This window comes from Methylibium sp. (assembly GCF_013817345.1).
In the GTDB taxonomy this organism is placed as follows: Bacteria; Pseudomonadota; Gammaproteobacteria; order Burkholderiales; family Burkholderiaceae_C; genus Methylibium.
Window position 1 is genome coordinate 1 of the sequence record NZ_JACDCW010000149.1, and the last position, 6,440, is coordinate 6,440.

At 65.4% G+C, this 6,440-nt stretch carries 6 protein-coding genes; 3 read left to right on the forward strand and 3 right to left on the reverse strand.

Annotated features, from left to right (window positions below; genetic code table 11):
• The first annotated feature begins 39 nt into the window (after window positions 1-39).
• Window positions 40-408, forward strand: coding sequence for a CopG family transcriptional regulator (locus H0W40_RS18490; protein WP_292449202.1), 369 nt, complete (start codon window positions 40-42; stop codon window positions 406-408).
• 27 nt (window positions 409-435) lie between these two features.
• Complete coding sequence (locus H0W40_RS18495) at window positions 436-1,632, forward strand: PHB depolymerase family esterase (RefSeq protein ID WP_292449194.1); 1,197 nt, start codon at window positions 436-438, stop codon at window positions 1,630-1,632.
• Window positions 1,633-1,661: 29 nt separating this feature from the next.
• Here H0W40_RS18495 and H0W40_RS18500 read toward each other — a convergent pair whose 3' ends face one another.
• The 3 genes from H0W40_RS18500 to H0W40_RS18510 all read right to left on the reverse strand — a co-directional run bounded on the left by H0W40_RS18500 (window position 1,662) and on the right by H0W40_RS18510 (window position 6,124).
• On the reverse strand, window positions 1,662-2,432 hold the full coding sequence (locus H0W40_RS18500) for an exodeoxyribonuclease III (RefSeq protein ID WP_292449196.1): 771 nt from the start codon (window positions 2,430-2,432) through the stop codon (window positions 1,662-1,664).
• Window positions 2,433-2,438: 6 nt separating this feature from the next.
• Window positions 2,439-5,039 carry a DNA ligase D gene (ligD, locus tag H0W40_RS18505; RefSeq protein WP_292449198.1) on the reverse strand — a complete coding sequence of 867 codons (2,601 nt, stop codon included), beginning with the start codon at window positions 5,037-5,039 and terminating at the stop codon, window positions 2,439-2,441.
• A gap of 398 nt (window positions 5,040-5,437) precedes the next feature.
• Window positions 5,438-6,124 carry an alpha/beta family hydrolase gene (locus H0W40_RS18510; protein WP_292449200.1) on the reverse strand — a complete coding sequence of 229 codons (687 nt, stop codon included), beginning with the start codon at window positions 6,122-6,124 and terminating at the stop codon, window positions 5,438-5,440.
• Window positions 6,125-6,240: 116 nt separating this feature from the next.
• Here H0W40_RS18510 and H0W40_RS18515 point away from each other — a divergent pair.
• On the forward strand, window positions 6,241-6,440 hold a 200-nt coding region (locus H0W40_RS18515), incomplete at its 3' end, for a Ku protein (protein ID WP_367153845.1).

The window sequence follows — 6,440 nt, forward strand, 5'->3', positions numbered from 1 at the left end:
GTGATCGAACCCAGACAACGGGTCGGCGAGACGGAGAAGATGACCATCAACATGGGTGTCGTCGATCTCGGCCAAGTCGACCTGCTGGTGCAGGAGGGCTTCTATTCAAACCGCTCCGACCTGGTTCGTACCGCCGTACGCAACCAGCTGGTCTTGCACGCGGATGCCGTCAAGCAGACCGTCTCCCGCCGCACCCTGATGGTCGGGCTATTGGACTGCAGCCGGGCTGACCTGGAGCGCGCAGCCGCCAGCGGCGAACGATTGCGGATCCAGGTCGTCGGGCTCGCACGCATTGCCGACGACGTCACACCGGAATTGGCGCGCGCTGCCATTGAATCGGTTTCGGTCCTTGGCGCTTTCCATGCCAGCGCTGCGGTGCGCCGCGCACTGGCCGATCGAATGATCTGACTTTTAACCTTCAGCAGAAAGCTCCTCATGAACCACCGTTTCGGCCCACAGGCACCAGCCTTCAGCACCATCAACATCAACGAAACGATCGAGCGCGCGCTTGCGTCGGCCGGCCTGCAGACCAAGTCGGGGCCGATGCTGGACGTGACTGAAACCATCCGGCGGGCGCTCGCATCGGCCGGTATCGAGAGCGCACCGGCGCCACAGGGCGTTGACGCCTCCGTCATCGACGTGGTGGCACGCGTCGTGAACACAACGCCGGACGAAGGCACTGCGACACGTCGAGCGCCGGTCACGAACGAGGCTCCAGCGCCAGGAGAGTTCGTGACTCGCGAATTCAGCAATCGAGCAGGAAAACGAGCCTACAAGCTCTATGTGCCCACGCGCATTCCGGACACGCCGGTGCCGATGATCGTGATGCTCCATGGCTGCACCCAATCGCCCGACGACTTCGCAGCCGGCACGCAGATGAATCGGCTGGCCGAAGAGCATGGGTTCCTCGTCGTCTACCCAGAGCAGGCAGCGAACGCGAACGCATCGAAGTGCTGGAACTGGTTCAATGCGCAAGATCAGATGCGCGACAGCGGCGAGCCTTCGCTGATCGCCGGCATCACGCGCGAGGTCGCGTTGCATCACCTCGTGGACCCACGCCGCATCTTCGTGGCGGGGCTCTCGGCCGGTGCGGCCATGGCGGTGGTCATGGGCGAGACCTATCCCGATCTCTACGCCGCGATCGGTGCCCATTCCGGCCTGCCGTACCGCGCGGCGCACGACATCCCCTCCGCCCTGGCCGCCATGAAGGCGAGCCCCCGTTCGATGGGTGGCCAGGCGAACCTGCCGGGCACGGCATCTGCGCCGCGCACGAAAATTTCGCATGCCGTGCCCGTCATCGTTTTTCATGGCGACCGGGATCACACGGTGAGGCAGACGAACGGCGCCGAAATCATTCAGCAAGCCTGCAACGCCCATGCGGCAACGTCGGGCGAGTCAGCGCTGCGCGTGAGCATCCACGAAGGCAAGACGCCGCGAGGACGCGCCTTCAGCCGCACCGTGCATGCGGACGCGGCGGGACACCCGCGCATCGAGTCATGGGTGTTGCATGGTGCGGGACATGCCTGGTCTGGCGGTCACGCCAGCGGGTCCTACACGGACGGCGCGGGACCTGACGCTTCAGCCGAGATGATCCGATTCTTCCTCGGCCAACCGCGTTCCGGATCGGCGTGAGTTGACGGAATGCAGACCGCGCCACGGCATCAAGCCAAGTCGACCCAAGCCGGCGCGTGGTCGCTGGCTCCTTCGATCCCCCGAACCGGTTTGTCGACCCCTGCGCCGACGAGCCTGGCCTTCAGTGATTTGCTGAGCAGCAAATGGTCGATCCGCAGCCCCGCATTGCGCGCCCAGCGGTTTCGGCGGTAGTCCCAGAAGGTGTACACCGGCTCCTTCGGATGCAGCTTGCGCAGGGCATCGGTCCAGCCCTGTTCGAGCAGCCGGCGGTAAGCCTCCCGCGGCTCTGGCCGCAGCAAGGCATTGTCGAGCCATGTCTTTGGCGAGTAGATATCGGCGTCGGTGGGAACGACGTTGTAGTCGCCAGCGAGAACGACCGGATGATCCGTCTTCCACAACTCGGCCGCGTGAGCGATGAGGCGTTCGAACCATGCAAGCTTGTAGTCGAACTTCGGCCCCGGCCAGGGATTGCCATTGGGCAGGTACAGCGATGCCACGATGACGCCCCCGATGGCTGCTTCCAGGTACCGGGCCTGAGCGTCCTGTGGGTCCCCCGGCAGTGCGCGCCGGATGAGCACAGGGTCGGATCCGCGAGCCAGCAGCGCGACGCCATTCCACGTCTTTTGACCGACGACCAATGCGCCGTAGCCCGCCGACTGGAGTTCCGCCATGGGAAAGTCCCGCTCGGTGGACTTGATCTCCTGCAAGGCAACGACGTCCGGCCGGGTCGCGTCCAGCCACGCCAGCAACAGCGGCAAGCGCGAATGGATGTTGTTGATGTTCCAGGTCGCGATTCGCATCGCTGCTCACCTGCCTCCGCGGCGCGACGCTGCTGGCCTGAACCCCAGCGTCTTCATTGCCGCGTTCAGGGTCTGCTTCTTCTTCCAGTATCCCGCCCAGGGATCTGATTTCTGGAACGACAGATGCTCCCGCGCGGTGGCGATGTTCCAGTGCGCGCCCCCTTTGAGCTTGGACAGGGCATCCCATGCGACCGGCATCGACACGCCCAGGCCGGCCCTCGCGCGTGCCGAGAACGCCGCGGCGGTCGTCGCACCATGCCCATTGCGCAGGTAGTCCACGAACAGCTTCCCGACGCGATTCGACGGCCCGCTCCTGGCGACAAACCTTGCAGGGATCACCCGGGCAAGATGCTGCACGATGGCCTGGGAGAAGTCCTTCACCGCGTCATAGTCGAGCTTCGGGGTCAAAGGCACGACCACATGCAGGCCCTTGCCGCCGCTGGTCTTCAGCCAGGCCTCGAGCCCGAGTTCCTGCAGGAGGCCCCGCACGAGGGTCGCTGCCTCCTGGACGTGCCCCCATGCCGTGCCTTCACCGGGGTCGAGGTCGAAGATCATCCGGTCCGGCGCGTTGATGTTCTTGTCGGTCGAATTCCAGGTGTGGAACTCAATGGCATTCATCTGCGCGGCGCCGGCGAGGGCTTGCACGGTATCGACCTCGAGCAGCGCGTCATGCCCCGGCCACAGCGCCGGATCCATGTCCTTGAGCCCGGGGATCGCCGTACGCTCACTGTGCTTCTGGAAGAACAGCGAACCGTCCACACCCGTCGGTCCGCGAACCAGCGAACACGGCCTTCCCTTTAAGTGCGGCAGGATGAAGTCGGCCACCGACTCGTAGTAGCGCACGAGGTCGAGCTTGGTCAGTCCCGTGCTCGCGTCGATGACACGCTCGCCGTGCGTGACCCGGGTGGCGGCTGCCGACGACATCACGGGCAAGCCGCCAGCTGGCGTCCTGGCGGTCTCCCTGCGGATGGCCTTTGCGGGTTTGTCGGAACGCAGCGCGACGTAGGAGGCGTGGCGAATCTGGCCGTCCGGCGTCATCTCGCGGTACTCCACTTCGGCCACGACGCGCGGCTTGACCCATCGCTCGCTGCCCGCTGGGCGCCGGGACCAGCGACCCGGCTTGGCCGCACCGGCGGGGAATGGTGCCTTCGCGATCTCCAGCTTGGCTAGCTTCTTCTTCAGCTGAGCCGCTTCTTCGGCATTCCAGCCGGTGCCGACGCTGCCGACCGAGACGAGTTCGCCCGCGTCGTCGTAGAGCCCCAGCAGCAGGCTGCCGATCTGCGGCGATCCGTCGCTGCGGTCGGTGTAGCCGCAGACGACGAACTCCTGGCGCAGCTTGGACTTGAGCTTGAGCCATGCCTCGGAGCGCGTCGATGAATAGGGCGCGTCGCTGCGCTTGGCCATCACGCCCTCCAGGCCCAGCTTGACTGCCGACTGGAGCACCGAGGCCGCGTCGCCGGGAAAGTCGGCGCTGAAGCGGACGTGCTCGCTGCCCTTTTCTTCGAGGAAAGCCTTCAGCAAGCGGCGTCGCTCGATCAGCTCGACTGCCCTCAGGTCGTAGCCTTCGAAGTAGGGAAGGTCGAAGACAAAGTAGTCGATCCCGGCCGAAACGGTGGGGCGGTCGAACGACTTCTGCAGCGCGTTGAAACTCGGCAGCCCGTCGTCGCCGAACACAACGATCTCGCCGTCGAGCCATGCGGACTTCAGCCCGAGGCCCTGCAGCTCGGCGACCAGGCCGAGCATCTTGGCAGACCAGTCGTGGCCGCCACGGGTGATGAGCGACGCCTTGCCATCCGAGATGCGGCACATCAATCGGTAGCCGTCGAACTTGATCTCGTAGATCCACTGCCCGACTGCGGGGACGCCGGTGGCGAGGGTTGCGAGCTGCGGCGACATCTTCTCGGGCAGCGGAGCCTTGATGGCGCCTGGAACGGCACTGCTCGCCCTGGACGTCTGCGATCTGCCGGAAACGGAGGTGGCGCTGCCCTTCGGCGCTGATGCGGGTTGCGGTGGCCCGTAGGAACTCGAGGCGGGCACAGCCAAGGGCTTGGCGATGACGCTGTCCGGCAGTGCGGTCACCACGTCGTAGGCCGCTCTCGGCCGTGCGAACGCGTCGCCCCGCTTCTTGAAAAGGATCCACAGCTCCTGCTTGTCGCCCGGCTTGGCGATCCTGACCAGCTCCCAGAGGCCAGCCAGCTTCTGGCCGTGAAGCTTGAAGAGCAATTTGCCCTTGGCAAGACCCTCTGCCGGATCGCCGATCGGCTCCCAGTTGCCGTTGTCCCAGACGATTACGCTGCCCGCGCCGTACTGCTTCGCAGGAATGCTGCCCTCAAAAGACCCGTAGCTGAGCGGATGGTCTTCGACGTGAACGGCGATCCGCTTGTCCGCCGGATCGAAGCTCGGGCCCTTCGGTACGGCCCAGGAGACGAGCACGCCACCGAGCTCGAGACGGAAATCGTAGTGCAGGCGACTGGCAGCGTGCTTCTGCACAACGAACGACCGGTTGTCCGCGGTCGCAACGTGCACACCGCGCGGCTCCGCCGTTTGGGCGAAGTCGCGCTTCTGCCAATACTTCGCCAGTGGCCCGGAGACTTCAGGAGTCGGCATTCGTGCAGCGTAGTGTCCGATTCAAGGTGCCGCAAAGCGGGAGTACGCGCAAGTCGATAGGGGAGCGGGGTTGGCATCCCTGAAAATCTGAACGCCAGGCAGAACCGCTGCACACTCGCAACGTTCGAGGACCGACATCATGTTCGAATGCCAACTCTGTGGAGCACGGTTCTACCCGGTAGGCACCGCTTGGGGAAACCAGGCCTGCGGAGACTGCATCGCCGCGCAGATCGAAATGTTGCTGGCGCCTGTGCCTGCTGCGCAGAGGAAGCCGATGCGGCGGGCCGCAAGCGAGCAGGGTTCGGCCGAGAACTCCAAGGCCGCGGAAGATGTGGTCCAGCCGTCCGACCGACGCTCTGCTTAGAACCGAGCAAACCGCCAGGCCGCGCCTGCGCAACTCAGGTCGCTCGCAACTGCGAGACCCACCCGGAAAAGCAGTCCAGCATCGCGGACATCGCCTGCTCATCCGTGCGACCGCTTCGAGCGCGCACATGGAAGGCATGGTCGGCGTCATCGGCCAGCGACAGGGTCGCGCCCGGTCCCAGTCGTTCGACCACGGGACTCAACAAGTCGAGCCCGGCCAGTTTGTCGCGTGTGCCTTGCAAGAAGAGCATCGGAACATCAACCTGGGACAGGTGTTCGGCACGTTGCACGGAAGGCTTGCCCGCAGGATGGAGCGGGAAGCCGACGAATGCCAGCCCGCTGACTCCCGGCAACGGGCTGGCCGCCTGCGCCTGCGACGTCATCCGTGCGCCAAACGACTTGCCGCCGGCGATCAGTGCCATGCCGGAGCAGCGCCGGCCCGCCTCAATGACAGCCGCCAGCACTGCCGTGTGCGCCACGGCGGGAGTGTCCGGCCGCCTCGAGCCCCGCTCCATGTAGGGAAACTGATAGCGCAGCGTCGCGATCTGCCGGTCGGCCAGGCCGTCGGCGAACGCGGACATGAAGGCATGCGTCATCCCTGCGCCAGCACCATGCGCGAAGACGAAGCACGCCGTTGCACCCGGCGGAACCAGCAGCAGTCCGCTGACGGCCTGCGCGGCCTCCAGTGCAATGGAAATCGGCTCGGGGATCGGGCGGCTCATGCGCCAGCATGTACCGGCTCACGGCCGGGCGCAACCGCGGGGTGGGCGGCCGGGCAGTTGCTTGAACGCGCAACCCGGCGGACGTAGGATGGACGGTCTGTCCTGAGGGAGCTTCCATGGCCGCACGATCCATCGCCACGTTGACGCTGAGTTTTGGTCTGGTCTCGATCCCGGTGAAGCTCTACTCCGCCACCGAGAGTTCGGGAACGGTCAAGTTCAACATGCTTGCGGCGGACGGCTCGCGGCTCAAGCAGCAGTACGTCTCCGAGAAGGACCAGAAGGTCGTGCAGCGCGCCGAGATGGTCAAGGGCTACGA

Excerpts from the sequence above, each read along its gene's own strand:
- ligD (WP_292449198.1), bottom strand. The coding sequence starts at position 5,039 with ATGCCGACTCCTGAAGTCTCCGGGCCACTGGCGAAGTATTGGCAGAAG.
- H0W40_RS18500 (WP_292449196.1), bottom strand. The coding sequence starts at position 2,432 with ATGCGAATCGCGACCTGGAACATCAACAACATCCATTCGCGCTTGCCG.
- H0W40_RS18510 (WP_292449200.1), bottom strand. The coding sequence starts at position 6,124 with ATGAGCCGCCCGATCCCCGAGCCGATTTCCATTGCACTGGAGGCCGCG.
- H0W40_RS18490 (WP_292449202.1), top strand. The coding sequence starts at position 40 with ATGACCATCAACATGGGTGTCGTCGATCTCGGCCAAGTCGACCTGCTG.
- H0W40_RS18495 (WP_292449194.1), top strand. The coding sequence starts at position 436 with ATGAACCACCGTTTCGGCCCACAGGCACCAGCCTTCAGCACCATCAAC.